Source organism: uncultured Enterovirga sp. (assembly GCF_964242715.1).
GTDB lineage: Bacteria > Pseudomonadota > Alphaproteobacteria > Rhizobiales > Beijerinckiaceae > Enterovirga.
Window position 1 is genome coordinate 1 of record NZ_CAXTAZ010000073.1, and the last position, 17,961, is coordinate 17,961.

A 17,961-nucleotide genomic window follows, 5' to 3' on the forward strand; every position below is an offset into this window, starting at 1 on the left:
ATTTCCTCAAACCACGGTACACGCCCATGAATCGCCGCCGTCGCATCTACGAGGGCAAGGCGAAGGTCCTCTACGAGGGACCGGAGCCCGGTACCCTCATCCAGCATTTCAAAGACGACGCGACCGCCTTCAATGCGAAGAAGCACGAGGTCATCGACGGCAAGGGCGTCCTCAACAACCGCATCTCGGAATATATCTTCCAGCACCTGAACGACATCGGGGTGCCGACCCATTTCATCCGCCGGCTGAACATGCGCGAGCAGCTGATTCGCGAGGTCGAGATCATCCCGCTCGAGGTCGTGGTCCGCAACGTCGCCGCGGGCTCGCTCTCGACCCGGCTCGGGCTCGAGGAGGGGACCCAGCTCCCCCGATCGATCATCGAGTTCTACTACAAGAACGACGCCCTGAACGACCCGATGGTCTCCGAGGAGCATGTCACCGCCTTCGGCTGGGCGACGCCCCAGGAGATCGACGACATCATGGCGCTCGCGATCCGGGTGAACGACTTCCTGTCCGGCCTCTTCCTCGGGGTCGGCATCCGCCTCGTCGACTTCAAGATGGAGACCGGCCGCCTCTGGGAAGGCGACATGATGCGGATCGTCGTGGCCGACGAGATCTCGCCCGATTCGTGCCGGCTCTGGGACATCAAGAGCCAGGACAAGCTCGATAAGGACCGTTTCCGCCGCGACCTGGGTGGCCTGATCGAGGCCTATTCCGAGGTGGCGCGCCGTCTCGGCATCCTGGGCGAGAACGAGAAGATCCAGTCCGGCGGCCCGCGCCTCGTCCAGTAGGACGGCGCGGTCCGTCGCCGTGGCGGAGGCTCCCCCGACGAGGCGGGGCCGGCTTCGTCCGGCTTTGCCTCTCGTCGCGGGGATCGCGCTCGGGGCGCTCACCGGCTGCCTCGATCTCGTGTCCCTGCGGGAGGTCGCCTTTCCCCCGACCGTGCCGGGACTCGCCGCCGACCGGGCCTGGCAGCCGCTCCCGGTCGGGATCCTGATGAGCGAGGCCGAGTCAGAGGCCGTGGCTCTCGCCGTCTGCTCGCCGCCAGGCTGCGGACCCGAGGCAGCCGTCGGGGTGTTTCGAGCGGGCGGCCCCAGCGGCGATCTCCTGCTGGCTGACGCCGCGAACCCGGCTCGGCTGGTCGCCACCCTCGGCGAGCGCAGACGCCTTCGTTCCGGCCGCACTGGTCCTGCCCGGACGCCATCGACGGCGACATCGGAGCCGATCCGGATCGGCGCCTTCGGCGGCTTCATCCTTCGTCTGTCGAGGACCGACGGGTCACGTGACGCCTATGGCGTCGCGCTCGCCGCCCGGCGCGACGGGAAGGCCACGGTCGTCGTGGTGGTCGCCCCGAGGGAGGACGAGGCGCGCCGCATCGCGCGCGACGTGGCCTCGTCGCTCGGGTGAGCGCGCGGGCGGGTTTCGCCGCGCTCGCGTTCCTGGCGCTCACCGGCGCCGGCCTGGCCGCCCCGCTGCCGCCGTCCCGCCCGGCCGAACTCGGGCCGCCCGCTCCGGCCCAGCCGCCCTCGCCTCCCGAACCACCGAGCTTGGCACCCGCTGCGGCGCCCAGCCCGGCACCGACGGCAACGCCCGGCCCGGCCCCCGCAGCGGTTTCGCCCGCGCCGGCCGGCTGCCTGGCCCGGCTGCGAAAGGCCGGTCACCTTGTCGAGCCTGCCTCGCCGGCGACCCCGCCGCTCGCCGGCTGCGTGATCCAGGAGCCGCTCCGTCTCCTCGCCGTCGCGACGGGCGGCCAGGATCGCCGCATCAAGCTCCCGGACGGGCCGCTGATCTCCTGCGCGCTGGCCGAGCCGCTCGCCGGCTGGATCGGGCGCGTGGCCGGTCCGCTGCTCGAGGTCAGGACGGGCTCGACCCTCGCCGCGATCCGGACCGGCCCCGGTTTCGAATGCCGCGGACGCAACCGCCAGGCCGGGGCGCAGCTCAGCGCGCATGCGCGAGGGCGCGCGATCGACCTCGCCGGCTTCGACTTCGCTGGCGGCCCGACGATCGCCGTCTCGACCATGGCCCGGGCCGGGGTCGCGCCGGATCAGACCCCCGAACCGTCCGCCACCCTGCAGGCGGTGCGGATCTCGGCCTGCGGCTGGTTCACCACCGTCCTCGGGCCCGGTTCCGACGGGTTCCACGCGGACCATCTCCACCTCGATGTCGAGCTGCACGGATCGAGCGATCGCTACCGGATCTGCCAGTGACGGCGTCGAGGCCGGCGGACGCCACCTGTCGCCATCGCTCGCGAGAGGCTCTAGTCAGCCTGCGCGGGTCTCTGTATAAGCTCCGCTTCGCATGCGAGCCTGCGCCCGGGAGCCCTTGACGGCTCGGGCCGGCATGACCCGGTCGGGTCTCAGGAGATTGAATTGGCCGTTCCGAAACGCAAGACCTCGCCGATGAAGCGCGGATTCCGCCGCTCGGCGGATGCCCTCAAGGCGCCGACCTATGTGGAAGACAAGGATTCCGGCGAGCTGCGCCGGCCGCACCATGTCGACCTCAAGACCGGGATGTATCGGGGCCGTCAGGTCCTGACGGTGAAGTCCGACGCTTGAGCCCAGTCCGAGCGCCCGAGGCGCCCGGACCCTTCAAGGCCTTGGACGATCGGCCTTCAGACTTCGAGGTCGAGACGGCTCGCGGCCGGCGCGCGGCGAAGAATGTAGATGTCCCTCAACACTGCGGGCGTGGCCCGGCCAACCTTGCGGAAAGCGGGAAGCCGGCGGTGGCACGCGATCAGCTGGGCGATGAAGCCGGCGAGCGGCCGTCCACCCCCATGCCCGGCTGCGGCCTGGGAATGGACGACGAGGGCCCGGCATTCGGCCCGAACGGCTTTGGGGTCGCCCGCTCCGTCTGACATCGTCTCGTTCATGTGGGACGCCTCCCTGATGTGTCCCGCCTCACGCAATCGTCCTGCCGTGATTTACGGCCTCTTTACGGGCCGGGCTGCATCATCTCGGGACACCGGCATGTCACGAACGTGCCGCGTGAATGCCCGTTCCGCCTTCCGGGATCGGTGACTGGCGGGAAGGTTGACGGATGGTGACGCCCGGATCCGCTGAGCAGGCATCGCTGCCCGCCTCTTCCACCGCGCCCCGCGATCCGCGCCGGATACTCACCTCGATCGGCGTCGTCGTCTACGATTGGGATCTCGTCTCGGACCGGATCATCTGGGGCGCGAATGCGGCCGAGGTCTTCGGTCTGCCAGAGGGTTCGCTCTGGTCGACCGGGCAGGATTTCGCGACCGCCATCGAACCGACCGACGGCGCGACACCGGCCGAGGTCATCGCGGACGCCCGTCTGCCCGACGAGGGAAGCGGCGTCCCCTATGCCTCTCTCTACGAGGTGAGGTTCGGCCCGGACCGGAACGTGACCGTCGACGATACGGGCCGCTGGTTCGCCGATGCCGACGGAAAGCCGGCGACCGCGCATGGATTGATGCGGCTCCGGCGCGCCCAGCCCGAGACGCAGCCGACGGGACAGGTCCGGACCGCCTTCCTGGGGCAAAGCGAAGCCGATATCGCGGACGCCCTGTCGGCGAAGCGCGCGCTCACCATGTTCGCCATCTCGGTCGGCAACCTGTCCGAGCTCAACGATCAACTCGGCTTCGAGGCGGCCGACCGGGCGATCGGGACGGTTCTCGCCCGGATGTGCGCGACGATGCGGGGCCGCGACCGCTTCGTGCGTTATTCGGGCAATCGCTTCGCGCTGACGCTCCGGGGCTGCGGGCAGACCGAGGCGGAGATCGCGGCCGAGCGCCTGTGCCGGCTGGTCGCCGGCGAACCGGTCGCGACCGCGCGGGGCGTGGCACCGATCCGGCTCGTGATCGGGGCGGCAACCGCGCCGGACCATGCGGCCGAGGCCGGCACCCTTCTCAGGCGAGCGGAAACGAGCCTGGCCCTCGCGAAGCGGCGCGTCGGCACGACGTTCCTGATGTACGATCCGCGCCTGTTCAGGATTGCGTCCCGGTCGGGACGGTCCGAGCCGCTCCTCACCGGCATCGAAACGCTGAACACCCGCCGGATCGCTCTCGCCTGTCAGCCGGTGGTCGAGGCCGACACCCGGCGGGTCGCCTTCTTCGAAGCTCTCCTGCGGATCCAGGGCGAAGACGGGCGAATTCGGCCGGCCGGCGACATCGTTCCGGCTCTGGAACGGGCGGGGCTCGTCCATCTGGCGGATGCCCGGATGCTGGAACTCGTCGCGGACCATCTTGCGTCGAATCCGGATGCCCGGGTCGCCCTCAACGTTTCGCCGACGACGATGGAGCGGCCGGACTGGCTGCCGATCCTGGCGGGCCATCTCGGATCCCGCTCCGGCATCGCGTCCCGGCTGATCGTCGAGTTGACGGAGACCGCGGCGATCCGCGACCCTGCCACGACCCGGCGCAACCTCGAGGCGATGAAGTCGCTCGGCGTCTCGATCGCGATCGACGATTTCGGGGCCGGCCACACCTCGTTTCGGCACATGCGCGACTTCCCGGTCGACATGGTCAAGATCGACGGCGCCTTCGTGCAGAACCTGGCGCGATCGGGAGACGACCGCTATTTCGTCCGCACCCTGATCGACCTCGCCCGTCATCTCGGGCTCTCGACGGTCGGCGAATGGGTCGAGGACGAGGAATCCGCGCTGCTCCTCGCCGAATGGGGCGCCGACTATCTCCAGGGCGACCATTGCGGCCGCCCCGTTCTCATCGCCGAGGAGCCCGCGGGCGAGGGACCGCCGGCCTCACTCGTCGCCTGAGGCCTTCCGGCCGGCGAGGCCGTCCAGCTTCTCCTTCATCTCCCTCATCTCGCGCTTGAGCTCGTCGAGCTCGCTCGATGCCGGAGCGCTGTCCTTCCCCGACGGAGCCGGTCCTGCGGCCAGCGCCGAACCGGGCGGCGAGAACGGCGTCCACATCCGCATGGCTTCCGTGAAGAAGGCCATGTTGGCCCGAACCTGATCCTCCATCGCGTGAAAGGCCGATGGCCCGAAGGTCTTCTCCATCTGGGCGCGGAGCTTCGACTGGTCCTTGGTGAGGTTGTCCATGGAGAATTCGAGGTAGCGCGGCACGAGCGCCTGCAGGTTGTCGCCGTAGAAGCGGATCAGCTGCCTGAGGAAGGTCGTGGGCAGGAGATTCTGGCCCTCCTTGTTCTCCTGTTCGAAGATGATCTGGCCCAGCACCGCGCGCGTGATGTCGTCCCCGCTCTTCGCATCGTTGACGACGAAATCCTCTCCCGCCCGCACCATCTTGGAGAGATCCTCGAGCGTCACGTAGGTGCTCGTGCCCATATGGTAGAGGCGGCGGTTCGCGTATTTCTTGATGATCGTCGGAGGCTTGTTCGCTGCCATGTCCTACCTTGCCGTTCGCGGGCATCCGGGACTGTTTCACGCCTGTCCTGACGTCGCAATCCGACTTGCGGGGGGCCTACCTTGACATCCGCCTAACCGAGGCCGATCCCGCAGCCCGAAGGATCGGCCAGGCCTGCGATGGCCGGCACGGAGGAGATGGCACATGCCCGAGACCGATATCGTCGTCGTGAGCGCGGCCCGCACCGCGGTCGGGTCGTTCAACGGAGCCTTCGCCAACACGCCGGCCCAGGAGCTCGGCGCCATCGCGATCAGGGCCGTCATGGAGCGCGCCAAGGTGGAGGGCGGGGAGGTCGACGAGGTCATCCTCGGCCAGATCCTCACCGCCGGCCAGGGCCAGAACCCGGCCCGGCAGGCCGCGATGGCGGCCGGCATCCCGGCCGAGAAGACGGCCTGGGGCCTGAACCAGCTCTGCGGCTCGGGCCTCCGCACGATCGCGGTCGGCATGCAGCAGATCGCGAACGGCGATGCCGCCATCATCGTGGCCGGCGGTCAGGAATCCATGTCGATGTCCCCTCACGCGGCCCATATGCGGTCGGGCACCAAGATGGGTGACCTGAAACTCGTCGACACGATGCTGAAGGACGGACTGCTCGACGCCTTCCAGGGCTATCACATGGGCACGACGGCCGAGAACGTCGCGGAGAAATGGCAGCTCTCGCGCGAGGACCAGGACCGGTTCGCCGTCGCCTCGCAGAACAAGGCCGAGGCGGCCCAGAAGGCGGGCCGGTTCGCCGACGAGATCGTCCCGGTGGTGGTGAAGGGGCGAAAGGGCGACGTCTCCGTCGACCAGGACGAGTATATCCGGGCCGGCACGACGATCGAGGCCATGCAGAAGCTCCGTCCGGCTTTCTCGAAGGAGGGCTCGGTGACGGCCGGCAATGCGTCCGGCATCAACGACGGAGCGGCCGCCGTGGTCCTGATGACGGCTCGCGAGGCCGAGCGTCGCGGGCTGACGCCGCTCGCCCGGATCGTGTCCTGGGCGACCGCCGGGGTCGATCCCGCCATCATGGGGACGGGCCCGATCCCGTCCTCCCGTCGCGCCCTGGAGAAGGCCGGCTGGAAGGTCTCGGATCTCGACCTCGTCGAGGCCAACGAAGCCTTCGCGGCCCAGGCCTGCGCCGTGAACAAGGACATGGGCTGGGACCCGGAGATCGTGAACGTCAACGGCGGCGCGATCGCGATCGGGCACCCGATCGGCGCGTCCGGCGCCCGGGTCTTCGTCACGCTCCTGCACGAGATGCAGAAGAGGGACGCGAAGAAGGGCCTCGCCACGCTCTGCATCGGCGGCGGCATGGGCGTCGCCATGTGCGTGGAGCGCTGAGGGGCAACTTTCCGCCGCTCGGGCCTGGACCCGTCGCTCCCTTGAACGTTACGCTTCCACGATCGGGATCAACCCCCGTCGTACGAAGCAAGAAATCGAGGGAGGAACGACATGGCGCGGGTGGCACTCGTCACAGGCGGGACGCGGGGTATCGGCGAGGCGATCTCGAAGGCGCTGCAGGGCGCCGGCTATGAGGTCGCGGCGAGCTATGCCGGCAACGACGAAGCGGCCGCCGCCTTCACGAGCGCGACCGGCATCAAGACCTACAAGTGGGACGTGTCGGATTTCGACGCCTGTGCCGAGGGGATCGGCAAGGTCGAGGCCGATCTCGGCCCGATCGAGATCCTCGTGAACAATGCCGGCATCACGAAGGACGGCATGTTCCACAAGATGACCAAGGACCAGTGGTACGGGGTCATCAACACGAACCTGAACTCGCTCTTCAACATGACCCGCCCCGTCTGGGAGGGCATGCGCGCCCGCAAGTTCGGCCGCGTGATCTGCATCTCGTCGATCAACGGGCAGAAGGGGCAGATGGGCCAGGTCAACTATTCGGCCTCGAAGGCCGGCGACATCGGCTTCGTCAAGGCGCTGGCCCAGGAGGGCGCGCGGACCGGCATCACCGTGAACGCCATCTGCCCCGGCTACATCGCGACCGAGATGGTGAAGGCGATCGCCCCCGCGGTGGTCGAGAAGTCGATCCTGCCGCAGATCCCCGTCGGCCGCCTGGGCGAGCCCGAGGAGATTGCCCGCACCGTCGTCTTCCTGGCGAGCGACGATGCCGGCTACATCACGGGCTCGACGCTGTCGGTGAATGGCGGGCAGTATTTCGCCTGACGAGCGCTTCAAGCCGCGCCCGGACGTGAGGACGACCCATGCACATCCTGATGATGATGGCGATCGGGCTCGTCCTCCTCGCCGGGGTCCATGTGGGTGCCCGTGCCCTCGGCCGTGACGGATCGAGCCGGATGGTCGCGCGAGGCGCGGGGCTGTTCGTGCTCTTCTGGCTCGCTGTCTCGGCCGCGGACTTCTACCTCCGCGTGGACGGGGCCGGGCTTGAGGCCGGAGCCGACATCGCGGCGCAGGCGGCCGTGTTCGGCCTGCCGGCCATCTTGGCTCTGGCCCTTGCCGTGCGGGCCTCGAAGCGCGATCCCGCCCGGCCGGGCTGATGCCCGACCGGGCTGATCCCGCATCTCAGCGCCGATAGGCGTCCATCAAGGCCTCGATCACGTTCGAGTAATCGTCGGTCCAGGGCCGCCGCGACATGTCGGGCTCGAGCCGCTGCCAATCCTCACCGGCCGCGAGGGGTCCGAGATCCCGGGCCTGCCTGGCCATCGCGACCACCATCGCGCCCGACCGCATCCGCTTCTCGAACGGCTCGGCCGGGTGCTCCGTGCGTGTCCAGGCGAGAAGGCCGTGATCGGCCGCGGCTCGCGCCACGACCCGGCGAAGGTCGAGATGCCGGTTCGAGAGATGCATGACGAGGGCGCCGTCGGGCGCGAGCTTCGTGAGGTAGAGGCCGATCGCCTCCCGGGTGACGAGATGGGTCGGGATCGAATCCGACGAGAAGGCGTCGAGCAGGATCAGGTCCTGGCCCGGTTGCGACTCGGCGAGCGTGAGCCGGGCGTCGCCGAGAACGACCGGCTGGTCGGGCGCACATTCGCCGAGAAAACGGAATTTCGTCGTGTCGCGGGCGATCCGGATCACCTCGCGGTCGATCTCGTAGAAGATGAAGACCTCCCCGCTCAGGCTGTGGCAGGCGAGGCTCCCGGTTCCAAGCCCGACAACCGAGACTCGACGCAGCCGCCCGCCATGGGCCTCCCGCACCGATGCGATCGCGCTCCCGATGGCGCCATCCAGCCCGTAATAGGTCGTGGGCTCCGGCCGCCCGAGCGCGGGCGAGCCGTCGTCGTTCCGGATCCGCATGGCGCCATGCGCGGTCGTGCCATGGGCCAGCAACCGGAAGCGGCCGTCGGCCGAGGTGATGATCTTGTGGATGCCGAAGAAGGACCGGATGTTCTCTTCCCGGGCGGTGCCGGGATGGAAGGTGGTGGCGGCCAGGGCGAGCGAGAGACACGCGGCCACGCTCGCCGCCTTCGATCGCCATCCGACGATCAGCAGCACGGCGAGTGCGATCAGGAGGCCCTGTCGCACGGGGCTGTCGGGGGCACCGCACGCGAGCGCGGCGACGGCGAGCCCGAGGCAGGCCGCGGCTGCCAGAACCGTGCGGACGACCTCCCGGCGAATGCCCGACCGCCGTCCGGCCTCGGCCGGCCGGCACAGGAGGGCCGCGACGAGCAGGATCGGGTATTCCAGGACGGACGAGAACAGGGCCGGCGCGACAAGGCCCGCGAACAACCCGCCGAGAGCGCCGCCTGCGGAGAGCGAGAGATAGAAGTTGGTCAGGTGCTCGGCCCGGGGGCGTCGGAGGTAGAGAGCCCGGTGGCAGATCAGGGTCGTCAGGGCGAACAGGCCGAGATGGATTCCAAGCCCGAGCCAGAGCGATCCGGCCCCGCCGAGCCCCGCGAGCGCGACGGCCGTGAGCCCGACGAGCGGCAGCCCGATCAGCCGGTCCGGAAACCGGCCCGCCGGCCGGAACGCGAGGACGAAGCTCAGGAGGTAGATGCCGAGCGGCACGGCCCAGAGAAGCGGGATCGCGGCGATGTCGGTCGACAGATGCGCCGTGGCGGCGACGAGCAGCCCCGATGGCACCGAGGCCAGCGCGACCCACATGAGCCGCTCTCGCCACGTCGGAGCGGCGCTCGGGACGGCGGGAGCCGCCGCACCCGCCGGGCGTCCGCGCGCGGCCAGCATTCCGGCGCCCGCGATCATCACGGCAAGCCCGGCGAAGCCGAGCGCCCAATAGCGGCTCTGATCGCGCAGCGGCCAGGCGGATTCGATCAGGAGCGGATAGGCCGCGAGCGCCGCGAAGGAGCCGATATTCGACGCGGCATAGAGGAAATAGGGGTCCTTCGCGTCGCGATGGGCCGTGCGGGCGAACCAGCTCTGCAGGAGCGGCCCGTTCGCGGCGACCGCGAAGAAGGGCAGGCCGATCGAGGCCAGCATCAGGGCGACCAGCCAGCCGGCTTCGCCGCCGGCCGGCGCCGGTCCCCAGCCGTGACGCAAGGCGATCGGCAGGGTGGCGGCCGCGGCCGCCACCAGCGCCAGATGGACCAGGAGCGCGGTGCGCGTGCTTCGGCGGGACAGGGCCTGCGCATAGGCGTAGCCGGCGAGAAGCAGGCATTGGAAGACCACGGTCGCCACCGACCAGACGGCCGGCGATCCGCCGAGGACCGGCAGCACCATCTTGGCGAACATCGGCTGCACGCCGAAAAGCAGGAAGGCGGAGGCGAAGAGGGCGGCCGAAAAGAGGGGACGCGCGAGCCTCGCCGACCAGGGCGCGACGTCCGTGGCGACGATGGGTGCGGCGGTGGACGGCATGGGACGGCCCGACAACGAATAGGCCTGGATAATGCCGCGGCCTTTAAGGTCCGCTTTATGCCGGGCTCGAAAGCACGGCCCTTGCCCCATTCGCGCCGGAGGCGGGATCGTCAGCTGCCTCCGGCCGCTCTTGCACGTGCAGTCGCGACCGTTCCGTCCAGGCGGAAATCGGCCGACATGACCCGGTGCGTGTAACGATAGGCGGTCGTGAACCCGAGCGAGCGGTAGAGGCCGTCCGCGACCTCGTTCGCTTCCCCCATCTGGAGATAGGCGCGCTCCGCGCCGGCCTCCCGGCCCCAGGCCATCAGCGTGGTGACGAGCCGCCGGCCGAGGCCGAGCCCACGCAGGTCCGGTGCGACGACGATGTCGTAGAGCCCGACGAAGCCCCGCTCGGCGACGGCGAGTCCCCAGGCCGACGGATGCCCGTCGAGGACGAGCGTCGCGAAGACGGCCGGCTGGCGGATCAGCCGGACGATGCGGCCGAGGATGACGCGGTTGCTTTTGTCGCCGCCATAGGCCGCCGCCGCGGCGTCGATCCAGGCCGGTTTCGGGGCGAGGTCGAGCCGGATGCTGGTGTCGCGCGCGAAGCCGGGATCGATCGGCGCGACCATGCCGAGCGAGGCGTCGTAGAGGGCGAGGCCGCGCTCGGCCAGGACCGCATCCGCGTCCGGATCCTCGATCCCGGTGAGCCGGAAACAGGGCGCAACCCCGCGTGCCTCGAAAGCCGAGAGGATGCCGTCGACCAGCGCCGGGTCGAGCCGGGCCCCGGGCAGGATCGGGGTCGCGGCATTGGCCCGTTTCGAATAGCCCTCGGCGAAACGCACGAGCCAGCCGTCGGCGAGCTCGACCTCGAAGGACGGCCAGGCATTCACGAGCCGGCTTTCCAGCGCGAAGATCAACTCGCGGTCGGGCGCCGTCACGCCGGCGCCCGCGGCGTCGGACGCCAGTCCGGGGGCGCCATCTCGAACCCGGCGAAGTCGAAGCCCGGCGCGACCGTGCAGCCGACGAGCGTCCAGCTCCCGAGGCTCGTCGCGCTCTGCCAATGTCCGGCCGGCACGGCGATCTGGGGACGCTGGCCCACGGCGAGGTCGGGCCCGAGATGCCGGGCCTCCGCGTCGTGGCCGTCCGGGGAGGTCGTTAGGACGAGCGGCGCGCCGGCATAGAAATGCCAGATCTCGGCCGCGTCCACGCGATGCCAGTCCGACACCTCGCCGACGGAGAGCATGTAGTAGATCGCGGTGGAGTGGGATCGCCCGCCCGCGGGCGCCTCGTCCCTGAAGGTTTCGCGGTAATGGCCGCCTTCCGGGTGCGGCGCGAGGTCGAGGAGCCTGATCACGGCTGCAGCACTGAGGCTCCCCCGAGCAGAAAGGTCTGAAAGGCCCAACACCCTGCCCCGGTTCAGCGGAAGCTGTTCTTCCACTCGCGGAGGGCCGCGAAGACGGTCCCGGCATCGGCGCCCGACTTCCCGACCGAGGCCGCGAGCGCGGGCTCGCCCGCGCGCAGGAACGGGTTCGTGGCCTTCTCGTCCGCGATGGTGGACGGAACCAGGAAGCGGTTCGCGGCGGCCGCCGCTTCGGCCTCCTCGACCCGGCGTTTCAGGGCCTCGTTGCCGGGATCGGCCGCCAGCGCGAATTTCGCGTTCGACCTGACGTAGTCATGACCGGAATAGACGCGCGCCTCGCCGGGCAGCGCAGCCAGGCGCTGCAGCGAATGCCACATCTCGGCATAGCTCGATTCCATCACCCGTCCGCAGCCGAGCGTGAACAAGGTGTCGCCCGAAAACAGGGCCCGATCGCCCGCGAACCAGAGCGAGACATGGTCGCGGCAATGGCCCGGCGTCTCCCAGACATGCGCGGCGAGTTCGCCGACCTTCACGGTGTCGCCCTCGCGCACGAAAGCATCGACGCCCGGAACCTCGGCTCCGGCCTTCTGCGGAGCCACCACGCGGCAGCCGAAACGGTCCTTTAGGGCCGGGATTCCCTGGACGTGGTCGGCGTGACGGTGGGTCACCAGGATGTCCGTGAGCCGCCAGCCGGTCTCCTTCAGGGCTGCCAGGATCGGCGCCTCCTCGGGCGCGTCGATCGCCGCGCAGGCGCCGGTCTGGGGATCGTGGATCAGAGCCCCGATATTGTCCTGCAGACAGCGGAATACATGAATCTCGGCGGGCATGGACTTCTCTGCGCGAACGCTTGGTGGCTACCATGCGGGATACGATCTGGAAACCGCGCGGCCGCGTGGTGCTGGGCGAGGGAGCGGGACGTGAGCGTCGATGTGGCCGAGCTTCGGGCATTCTACGACAGCCCGCTCGGCGCGGTGTCGAGCCGTGCCATCGGCCGCGTCATCCACCGTTTCTGGCCGGACCTGCGCGGGCTCAGCGTTCTCGGCCTCGGTTACGCGACGCCCTTCGCCGCGGATCTGGGCAGCGCCTGCGAACGGCTGACCGTCTTCATGCCAGCCCGGCAGGGCGCGGTGCGCTGGCCCTGCGACCGCCCGTCCGCCACCGCGCTCGTCGACCCGCTCATGGTTCCGCTCGCCGACGGCTCGGTCGATCGCCTGCTCGCGGTCCATGCGCTCGAGGCGGTGGAGGATCCGGCCGAGTTCCTGCACGAGATCGGCCGCCTGCTCGCCCCCGCCGGCCGGGCGATCGTCGTCTGCCCGAACCGACGCGGATTGTGGGCCCGCATGGATTCGACACCCTTCGGCCACGGCCAGCCGTTCAGCCGGTCGCAACTCAGGCGCCTGATGAGCCGCACCCTCCTGGTCCCGGAGCGCTGGGCCGAGACGCTCTACGTGCCGCCGCTTCGAAGCCGCTTCGTGCTCAGCGGTGCGGGAGCCTGGGAGCGGTTCGGGGCCGCTTTGTCCCTGCCCTTCGCCGGCCTCCATGTCGTCGAGGCGACGAAGCCGGTGCATCGCCCCATCCTCGTGCGTCAGCGCCGCCGTCTCCGCTACGGGAGCCCGATCCTGGTCCCGGCCCCGGCATCGCCCGCGGCCGGATGAAAGCGTTCCGGGCTCCGGGACGCATCCGGCTGCGGCGTCTCGGCGCGCCACCTCGGAACCTGGTTCAAAGGATTCGACAATAGAACTCCGAAGTTCTATGGCATATTCCCTGCAGACATGGCGGCCGCATGGACGTGACCGGAGACGACGGATGGCGCGGAGAAAGGCGCTTGCGCCTCCTCGAGGCGGCCGCGCGCGTCTTCTCGCTCCGGAGCTACGACGACGCCTCCATGGACGACATCGCCCATGAGGCCGGTGTCGGAAAGCCGACCCTCTACCGCTATTTCCCGAGCAAGGACGCATTGTTCGCGGCGGTGTTCGTCGAGGCGCTCGATCGGCTCGAGGCACGGCTCGAAGCCGTGCTCGACCAGGAGCGCGACCTCGCGCCTCGCCTGTTCGGCCTGGTCCAGGCGATCGTGCCCACATTCCGGGACCATCTCGTGCCGCTCCGTTTCCTGGGCGAGAGTTCCGCCGCCGTCGACCAGTCGCGCCGCAGGATTTTCCGCGACCGGCGCGCCCGGATCGCCGGTTTCCTGATCCGGGCCATCGAGGACGGCGTCGATCGCGGTGAAGCCAGGCCGGTGAATTCGGACCGGATCGCGCATCTCATGATCGGCATGATCTGGGGTGGTGCCGCCGGAATCTGCGCCGATGACGGCGAGATCGCCCGCGAGATCGCCGGGCTCGTGCTGCAAGGGGTCGGCGAACCCGCAGCCGTCGCACTCGACCCCTTCAGGGCCGCGCGAGGTCCTGCCGGACCCGGCCGCGATCCCGCTACTCTCTCTTCACGGCACGAGGCCCGGTCCGGGCGGATGCAGCCGCGCGAGGCGACCATTCCATGATCCGGGCCCTGCTCATCATCGCCCTGGCCGCCGCGGGCCTTCTCTACTGGAAGCGGGACGACGCCTCGCGTTTCGCAGCCGAGCGGGCGCCCTTCCTCGTGCCCTACCTGCCGAAGGGTGGCACCGTTCAGGTGGGTGCGGGCGGACCGGCGCGGCCGGCCCCGCCGGCCGTGCCCGTCGTGCTCGGCCGCGCCGAGCGCCGGAGCATGCCGGTCACGGTCGACGCGATCGGAACCGTGCAGTCGATGGCGTCGATCGCCATCAAGCCCCGCATCGACAGCCAGATCTCCTCGATCGAGGTGAACGAGGGTGCGCTCGTCCGGGTGGGCGACCTCCTGGTCAAGCTCGATGACCGCGCGATCAGGGCCCAGCTCGCTCAGGCCGACGCCCTGGTCATGAAGGACGTGGCCCAGCTGGAACAGGCGCGCCGGGACCTTGCCCGTTTCGAGGAGCTTCTGGCGAAGCGTATCGGAACGGAGGTCCAGCGCGATACGGCCGCGACCTTGGTCAAGGTCCAGCAGGCCCAGCTCGCGGCCGACCGGGCCAATCGCGACAACCTCGCCACGCTCCTGACCTATACCGAGATCCGCTCGCCGATCTCGGGTCGGATCGGCTCGATCGCGCTGAAGATCGGCACCACGGTCAGGACTGCCGATGCGCAGGCCATCGCGACCGTGAACCAGGTCGATCCGATCTTCGTCTCCTTCGCCATCCCGCAATCGCTGTTCGTCGACCTCCGGGTGGCGATGGCGGCCGGCCGGGTCGGCATCGAGGCCCGGGTCGGGCAGTTCACGGTTCCGGGATTCGTGTCCTTCGTCGAGAACACCGTCGATCTCGCAACCGGGACGGTGCTGGCCAAGGCGGAAATGGCGAACACCGTCGAGCGGCTCTGGCCCGGCGCCTTCGTGTCCGTTCAGGCGACCCTCGGCGTGGACGCGCAGGCCATCGCCATTCCGTCCTCCGCGGTCCAGATCGGGCAGCAGGGCGCCTACGTGTTCGTCGTCGGCGGCGACCGCCGGGCCAAGCTCACGCCCGTCACCGTCGCCCGGACCACGGGCGGCAACAGCGTGATCTCGGAGGGCCTGACGGGCGACGAGCAGGTGGTGATCGACGGTCAGCTCAGGCTCGTCGATGGCGCACTGGTCCAGGTGCAGGCCGGACCGGCGCGTGACGGGGTCGCGACCGGCGGCGAGCCGGCCGCCGACGCCAGGCGACCCGGCTGAGGGGAGACGAAACGATGCTCTCGGAAACCTGCATCCGCCGCCCGGTCATGACCATCCTGATGATGGTCGCCTTCGTGGCCGCCGGCATCTTCGGCTACCGCCAATTGCCGGTGGCGGCCGTTCCCCGGGTCGAGTTCCCGACCATCCAGGTCTCGGCCCAGCTCCCGGGCGCGAGCCCCGAGACGATGGCGTCCTCGGTTGCCGCGATCCTGGAAAAGCAGTTCTCGACCATCGCCGGCGTGTCCTCGATGACGTCGACCTCGGTCCTCGGCCAGACCTCCATCGTCCTGCAATTCGACCTCAACCGGTCCATCGACGGCGCCGCGCTCGACGTTCAGTCCGCGATCTCGACCGCCCAGCGCCGGCTGCCGGCCGAGCTCACCACCCCGCCGAGCTTCCGCAAGGTCAATCCGGCCGACCAGCCGATCCTGTTCCTGGCGCTCTCCTCCGCACAGACCCGCCTGTCGGATGTCGACCGCTTCGCGCAATCGGTGATCATCCCACGCCTCTCGACGCTGCCCGGCGTGGCGCAGGTTCTGATCTACGGCACGCAGAAATACGCAGTTCGGGTCAAGGCGGACCTCAACCAGCTCCAGGCGCGTGGCCTCAGCCTCGCCGACATGCAGCAGGCGCTCGCGACCGCGAATTCGTCGAAGCCGGTCGGAGCGGTGGACCAGGGCAGCCAAAGCTCGATCCTCGACGCGACCGGCCCGATCATGCGGGCCGCGCAATACATGCCGGTCGTGGTGGCCTGGAAGGACGGCGCGCCCGTCCGCGTCGGCGACGTCGCGACGGCGGTCGACGGGGTCGAGAACGACAAGGTCGCGAGCTGGCTGAACGGCACGCGGGCCATCATCCTCGCCGTGCAGCGCCAGCCGGACGCGAATACCGTCGAGGTGGTGGACCGGGCGCGCGGCCTGCTCGAGGCATTCAAGGCCGAGTTGCCGGCCGGCATGGACATCAAGGTCCTGAACGACCGCTCGCTCTCGATCCGGCATGCGGTCGAGGACGTGGAATTCACGCTCGTCCTGTCCATGCTGCTCGTGATCGGGGTGATCTACCTCTTCCTGCGCTCGGTCCGGGCGACGCTCATCCCGGCCGTCGCGTTGCCGATCTCGATCGCCGGCACCTTCGCCGGCATGTACATGTTCGGTCACTCGATCGACAACATCTCCCTCCTCGCGCTCACGCTCTCCGTCGGCTTCGTGGTCGACGACGCGATCGTCATGCTCGAGAACATCATGCGGCATATCGAGGCCGGGCAGAAACCCTTCGCGGCTGCCCTGCAGGGCTCGCGCGAGGTCGGCTTCACCATCGTCTCGATGACGATCTCGCTCGTCGCCGTGTTCATTCCGGTCCTGTTCATGGGCGGGGTGGTCGGCCGGATGTTCACCGAGTTCGGCCTCGTCATCTCGATGGCGATCCTGATCTCCGGCATCGTCTCGCTCACGCTGACGCCGATGCTCTGCGCCCGGATGCTCAAGCCGCACGACCATCACGAGCGGCACAATTTCGTGCTGCGCGCCTTCGATTGGGGTTTCACGTCGCTGACGCGCGGCTACGGCTGGGCACTCCGCAAGGTCGTCGCAGTCCCCTCCGTGATGCTGCTCATCACGCTCGCGACCTTCGTGATCACCGTGATGCTCTACCGGGACATCCCCAAGGGCTTCTTCCCGACGGAAGATAACGGGCTCATCACGGCGGCGACGGTCGGGCCGGACGACGCCTCCTTCGACGCGATGGTGGTCCGGCAGAACGCCCTGGCGCTCGTGGTCCGGCGCGATCCCGACGTCGTCGACGTGATGTCGACCGTTGGGGGCGGCGGACCCGCCGCGACCCAAAATTCGGGGCGGCTGTTCATCACCCTGCGGGACAGGCCGGAGCGGAAGACCGACGTCATCGGCGTGATCCAGCGCATCCGCCGCTCGGCCGCCGCCGTACCGGGCATCTCGCTCTACATGCAGCCGGTCGTGTCCATCAATGTCGGGGCGCTGCAATCGCGGGCGCAATACCAGTACACGCTGCAATCCACCGATCTCGAGGGGCTGCGCAAGTTCGCGCCGCTTCTCCAGGAGAAGATGGCGCAGGTCCCGGGCATCGTGGACGTCAATTCCGATCTGCAGATGCGGGCCCGCAGCGCCTATATCGACATCAATCGGGATTTCGCGGCCCGCCTCGGGATCACCGTCGATCAGGTCCGCGACCAGTTCTACTCCGCCTTCGGCTCGCGGCAGGTCTCCACCATCTATGCGCCGGAAGACACCTACCAGGTCATCCTCGAGGCGGACCAGAAATACTCCGACACGCGCGAGGTCCTGCGCAAGATGGCGATCCGGACCCCGTCCGGCGCCGTGATCCCGCTCGACACGGTGGCGACCCTGAAGGAGTTGCCGACCGCGCTGACCGTGAACCATCTGGCGCAGCTTCCGGCGGTGACGATCTCGTTCAACCTCGTGCCCGGCGTCGCGCTGTCGGAAGCCGTGACCGGGATCGAGGCCGCAAGCCGCGAGATCGGCCTTCCGGCCTCGATCTCGACCAACTTCCAGGGAACGGCGCAGCTCTTCCAGCAGGCGCTGGCGAATCAGGGGCTCCTGCTCTTCGCGGCCGTCCTCGTGATCTACATCATCCTGGGCGTTCTCTACGAGAGCTTCATCCACCCCCTGACCATCCTGTCGGGCCTGCCCTCGGCCGGCATCGGCGCGCTTCTCACCCTGAAGCTCGCCGGCATGGACCTGTCGGTGATCGCGATGATCGGCATCGTCATGCTGATCGGCATCGTGAAGAAGAACGC

18 protein-coding genes are annotated in these 17,961 nt (G+C 69.3%); 12 read left to right on the forward strand and 6 right to left on the reverse strand.

The window, feature by feature from the left end; translation table 11 throughout:
- The 4 genes from purC to rpmF form a co-directional block, all read left to right on the forward strand.
- Positions 1–791, forward strand: a 791-nt coding sequence (gene purC / locus ACFE87_RS23045; protein WP_375461998.1) for a phosphoribosylaminoimidazolesuccinocarboxamide synthase, incomplete at its 5' end; no start/stop codon positions are given.
- A 19-nt stretch (positions 792–810) separates the two neighbouring features.
- Positions 811–1,407 carry a hypothetical protein gene (locus ACFE87_RS23050; RefSeq protein WP_375461999.1) on the forward strand — a complete coding sequence of 199 codons (597 nt, stop codon included), beginning with the start codon at positions 811–813 and terminating at the stop codon, positions 1,405–1,407.
- Complete coding sequence (locus ACFE87_RS23055; RefSeq protein ID WP_375462000.1) at positions 1,404–2,207, forward strand: extensin family protein; 804 nt, start codon at positions 1,404–1,406, stop codon at positions 2,205–2,207. The genes ACFE87_RS23050 and ACFE87_RS23055 overlap by 4 nt, the downstream gene beginning before the upstream one ends.
- Before the next feature lie 162 nt (positions 2,208–2,369).
- A complete protein-coding gene (gene rpmF / locus ACFE87_RS23060; RefSeq protein WP_375462001.1) occupies positions 2,370–2,555 on the forward strand; it encodes a 50S ribosomal protein L32 in 186 nt (61 codons plus the stop codon).
- 56 nt (positions 2,556–2,611) lie between these two features.
- Here rpmF and ACFE87_RS23065 read toward each other — a convergent pair whose 3' ends face one another.
- The gene (locus ACFE87_RS23065; protein ID WP_375462002.1) at positions 2,612–2,869 is read right to left on the reverse strand and encodes a hypothetical protein; all 258 of its coding nucleotides are present in this window, start codon (positions 2,867–2,869) and stop codon (positions 2,612–2,614) included.
- A 167-nt stretch (positions 2,870–3,036) separates the two neighbouring features.
- Between ACFE87_RS23065 and ACFE87_RS23070 the strand changes: the two genes are divergently transcribed.
- The gene (locus ACFE87_RS23070; protein WP_375462003.1) at positions 3,037–4,737 is read left to right on the forward strand and encodes an EAL domain-containing protein; all 1,701 of its coding nucleotides are present in this window, start codon (positions 3,037–3,039) and stop codon (positions 4,735–4,737) included.
- Here ACFE87_RS23070 and phaR read toward each other — a convergent pair.
- Positions 4,723–5,325 carry a polyhydroxyalkanoate synthesis repressor PhaR gene (gene phaR, locus ACFE87_RS23075; protein ID WP_375462004.1) on the reverse strand — a complete coding sequence of 201 codons (603 nt, stop codon included), beginning with the start codon at positions 5,323–5,325 and terminating at the stop codon, positions 4,723–4,725. The two genes, ACFE87_RS23070 and phaR, sit on opposite strands and share 15 nt — an antisense overlap.
- Before the next feature lie 163 nt (positions 5,326–5,488).
- On the opposite strand from phaR, the gene ACFE87_RS23080 reads away from it, so the two are divergent.
- The 3 genes from ACFE87_RS23080 to ACFE87_RS23090 all read left to right on the forward strand — a co-directional run bounded on the left by ACFE87_RS23080 (position 5,489) and on the right by ACFE87_RS23090 (position 7,836).
- Positions 5,489–6,667 carry an acetyl-CoA C-acetyltransferase gene (locus ACFE87_RS23080; protein ID WP_375462005.1) on the forward strand — a complete coding sequence of 393 codons (1,179 nt, stop codon included), beginning with the start codon at positions 5,489–5,491 and terminating at the stop codon, positions 6,665–6,667.
- 111 nt (positions 6,668–6,778) lie between these two features.
- Positions 6,779–7,504 carry an acetoacetyl-CoA reductase gene (gene phbB, locus ACFE87_RS23085; protein WP_375462006.1) on the forward strand — a complete coding sequence of 242 codons (726 nt, stop codon included), beginning with the start codon at positions 6,779–6,781 and terminating at the stop codon, positions 7,502–7,504.
- A 38-nt stretch (positions 7,505–7,542) separates the two neighbouring features.
- Positions 7,543–7,836 carry a hypothetical protein gene (locus ACFE87_RS23090; protein ID WP_375462007.1) on the forward strand — a complete coding sequence of 98 codons (294 nt, stop codon included), beginning with the start codon at positions 7,543–7,545 and terminating at the stop codon, positions 7,834–7,836.
- 25 nt (positions 7,837–7,861) lie between these two features.
- Here the strand turns inward: ACFE87_RS23090 and ACFE87_RS23095 are convergent, their stop codons facing one another.
- The 4 genes from ACFE87_RS23095 to gloB all read right to left on the reverse strand — a co-directional run bounded on the left by ACFE87_RS23095 (position 7,862) and on the right by gloB (position 12,277).
- Positions 7,862–10,108, reverse strand: a complete 2,247-nt coding sequence (locus tag ACFE87_RS23095) for a spermidine synthase (protein ID WP_375462008.1) — start codon at positions 10,106–10,108, stop codon at positions 7,862–7,864.
- 110 nt (positions 10,109–10,218) lie between these two features.
- On the reverse strand, positions 10,219–11,028 hold the full coding sequence (locus ACFE87_RS23100; RefSeq protein ID WP_375462009.1) for a GNAT family N-acetyltransferase: 810 nt from the start codon (positions 11,026–11,028) through the stop codon (positions 10,219–10,221).
- Positions 11,025–11,444, reverse strand: a complete 420-nt coding sequence (locus ACFE87_RS23105) for a cupin domain-containing protein (protein ID WP_375462010.1) — start codon at positions 11,442–11,444, stop codon at positions 11,025–11,027. The genes ACFE87_RS23100 and ACFE87_RS23105 overlap by 4 nt, the downstream gene beginning before the upstream one ends.
- A 62-nt stretch (positions 11,445–11,506) precedes the next feature.
- Positions 11,507–12,277, reverse strand: a complete 771-nt coding sequence (gene gloB / locus ACFE87_RS23110) for a hydroxyacylglutathione hydrolase (RefSeq protein ID WP_375462011.1) — start codon at positions 12,275–12,277, stop codon at positions 11,507–11,509.
- 90 nt (positions 12,278–12,367) lie between these two features.
- On the opposite strand from gloB, the gene ACFE87_RS23115 reads away from it, so the two are divergent.
- The 4 genes from ACFE87_RS23115 to ACFE87_RS23130 all read left to right on the forward strand — a co-directional run.
- Positions 12,368–13,105 (forward strand): methyltransferase domain-containing protein, encoded by a 738-nt coding sequence (locus ACFE87_RS23115; RefSeq protein WP_375462012.1) that lies wholly within the window; start codon positions 12,368–12,370, stop codon positions 13,103–13,105.
- A gap of 170 nt (positions 13,106–13,275) precedes the next feature.
- Positions 13,276–13,947, forward strand: coding sequence for a TetR/AcrR family transcriptional regulator (locus ACFE87_RS23120; protein ID WP_375462013.1), 672 nt, complete (start codon positions 13,276–13,278; stop codon positions 13,945–13,947).
- Complete coding sequence (locus tag ACFE87_RS23125; protein ID WP_375462014.1) at positions 13,944–15,170, forward strand: efflux RND transporter periplasmic adaptor subunit; 1,227 nt, start codon at positions 13,944–13,946, stop codon at positions 15,168–15,170. The genes ACFE87_RS23120 and ACFE87_RS23125 overlap by 4 nt, the downstream gene beginning before the upstream one ends.
- Positions 15,171–15,184: 14 nt before the next feature.
- Positions 15,185–17,961, forward strand: a 2,777-nt coding sequence (locus ACFE87_RS23130; RefSeq protein ID WP_375462015.1) for an efflux RND transporter permease subunit, incomplete at its 3' end; no start/stop codon positions are given.